General features: G+C 63.1%; 2 protein-coding genes. One reads left to right on the plus strand and one right to left on the minus strand.

The genetic code is table 11. The features are described 5' to 3' along the window. The coding region (argC, locus tag ABSG20_RS34085; RefSeq protein WP_423868833.1) for an N-acetyl-gamma-glutamyl-phosphate reductase at window positions 1-752 on the minus strand (752 nt) is incomplete at its 3' end. Between the two features lie 531 nt (window positions 753-1283). Between argC and ABSG20_RS34090 the strand changes: the two genes are divergently transcribed. Beyond that, window positions 1284-2546 (plus strand): cytochrome P450 family protein, encoded by a 1263-nt coding sequence (locus tag ABSG20_RS34090; protein WP_423868834.1) that lies wholly within the window; start codon window positions 1284-1286, stop codon window positions 2544-2546. Window positions 2547-2732 lie beyond the last annotated feature (186 nt).

Here is a 2732-nt window from a genome sequence, read left to right on the forward strand (position 1 = left end):
TCGAGATGCAGCGGCACCGAGACCAGCATGCCTTTCCGGAAGTTGCCGATCGATGGCGCGAAGATCGGCCGGCGGCTGAGCTTGCTGTATTTTTGCAGCTCCGGCACATGCTTGTGCTCCAGCCCGAGGCCGTAAAGCTCGAAGGGCGGCGCCGTGCCGGACTCATAGGCCTCGATCATCGACCTGCCGCCGCCTGAATAGCCGGATACGGCGTTGACCGTCACCGGATAGTCCGGGGGCATCAATTTGGCTTCGACCAGCGGGCGAAGCAGCGCGATGCCGCCGGTCGGATAGCATCCGGGGTTCGAGACCCGCCGCGAGCGCGCGATCGCATCGCCCTGCGCGGCAGCCATCTCGGGAAACCCGAACGTCCAGCCTTCGCAGACCCGGTGTGCCGAGGAAGCATCGAGAATGCGCGGGGCGTCGGCGCCGAGTTCGTCGGCGAGCGCAACGGCTTCTTTGGCGGCCTCGTCCGGCAGGCAGAGAATGACGAGATCGACCTCCGCCATCAGGGCCCGTCGCGCCGATGGGTCCTTGCGCTTGTCAGGTGCAATGGCACGGATGTCGACGCTTTCGATCCTGGCCAGCCGGTCGCGGATTTCGATCCCGGTGGTGCCCGCCTCGCCATCGATGAAGATGGCCGGCTTGTTCCGGGTGCTGTCGGCGGCCGGGCCGGCTTGTTTGCCAAGAGTTTTGCCAAGAGTTTTGCCAAGGGTTTTGCCAAGGGTTTTGCCAAGGGTGGTGACGGCCATGTGCATCTTCCCGGTGGTGGTTGAACGTGGTCGAGATCAAGGTGTGAAATGAAAAAACCGCGCTCTGCGGGCGCGGCTTCGAGCGAACCGGCCGCCGTCACGCAGCCGTCAGCGCTCCCGCGCGTTGGGTGCCGGTCGGCAACGTCGGAGCATCGTGCTTTTGCTTGCCATCCCATGCAACTAATGCGGCACGATTGGGCTGTCAATTCCGTTTGCGCCTCGGCACCAACGCCCCGCACGCATGACAAGTCGATGACGGGTTTGCGGACCGCCTTGGCGCACCCATCCTCGCCGCGAGCGCCGTAACGAGTTTGAGACCCGGCCAGGCGCCCGCCCGCTATTTGCGTTGCAAAGATCAACCTCAGCTTGCAAGATGGAATACGGTCGGCCATGGCCAGATCACGGGGTCGGCATAGCGGGCCAATTGCTGGAAAGCACAGATTTCGCATCCCTGTGCATGAAAAGATTTTCGATTCAGGACTTTTTCAACGACCATTCCACAATACGAACATCCGACCTCAGGAGAAACCGATGTCACAAGATGCCGCTGAACCGAGCCTGGTCGACAAGCTCGGTGCATTGACAAGAGCGACCGCCCAGGGCCTGAGCACGATGTGGGGGATGATGCTCGAACGCCTCTCCGACAAGCATGCCAAGGCGGTAGCGACCTGGACACAAGACCAGGAAGGTGGCGTTGGGCGCACCCCGGAGGGCATTCTGGTCACCAGCAAAGATCTGTTCATGCAGGTTCTGATCAACAGCGAAGGCAATTACACCAATGCGGGCTATCAGGCGCGCATGACCCAAAGCATCGGCCCGATCTATCTCGGCATGGATTGGGGGCCGGAATACGAAAAGCTGTCGACCAACGCCAACGCCGCGATCGGACGCGTCACCCGGCGGGAGGCCTTCGATCTCGCTTTGAAGGAGACGCGTGCCGCGCTGGCGGCGTTGCCCGGTCCCGCCACCTTCGACATTCAGCAGCTTTCGGACGTCGTGCTGGCGGCGCTGTGCAAGCATTGGTTCGACATCCCGGATGGCGAATTCGTGCAGGCCGGCGGCTTCGGTCTTGCGAACCTCGTTCCGCCGGGGCGCTGCCCCGGCGATTACACGCCGCCTTCGGCCTATATCTTCCACCCCGATCCGGATCCGCTGCTGACCTTCATCGGTCAGCGCACCGGTCAGATCCTGCGCGAGGCGGTCGGCAAGTACGTGGCTTCGCGGCGCGCGCCTGAAAACCCGCCCGTCGGCGTCCTCGCCAAGGCCTTCTTCGCAGAATTCCCTGGAGGTCCCGGACAGGATGACCTGCTGGCGCGAACCATTGTCGGCGCCATGATGGGCGCGCTGCCGACCATCAACGGCAATCTGGTCACCATCATCAAGAGTTGGCAGAGGACTGCGACGTTGATGGTGCTGCAGGCCAAACTCAACGGCAGCAAGGAGGCCGACGAATTCATTCGCGCCCAGGACGTGATCGAACAGCCGATGCAGCAAGCCATGCAGATGGCGCCGACGCCGGACGCGCTGTGGCGCACGGCGGCCAAGGACCACACGCTCGGCACCACCCATCCGGTGCAGGTCCGCGCCGGCGACAAGATCACTCTCAGCCTGGTAAAGGCGACGCAGGAAGACCTCCGTGCCGGCGTCACCGATGTCCATCCGGTGTTCGGCGGCAATCGAACCCTGTCGCCGCATCCGATCCACGCCTGCCCGGGATTTGAAATGGGATACGGCATCCTGCTCGGCATCGTCTACGGCGTGGTGGACTGGCAACCCAGGGCAGGCGGCGGCTGAGAACTGGGCGGATTTGCGCCATCGCCAATCCGCCCATCTACGACGCCATCACAGATCCCGTGGCCTCATGGTTCGAGACGCGCGCGAACAGCGCTCCTCACCATGAGGGTTAAGACCTGATCCCTGAACAGCCCGTCGTTGGCGACGGCGCATCGTCTCGAAGGATCAAGCCCCGGAACTGGAAAA

This window comes from Bradyrhizobium sp., assembly GCF_049512235.1.
In the GTDB taxonomy this organism is placed as follows: Bacteria; Pseudomonadota; Alphaproteobacteria; order Rhizobiales; family Xanthobacteraceae; genus Bradyrhizobium.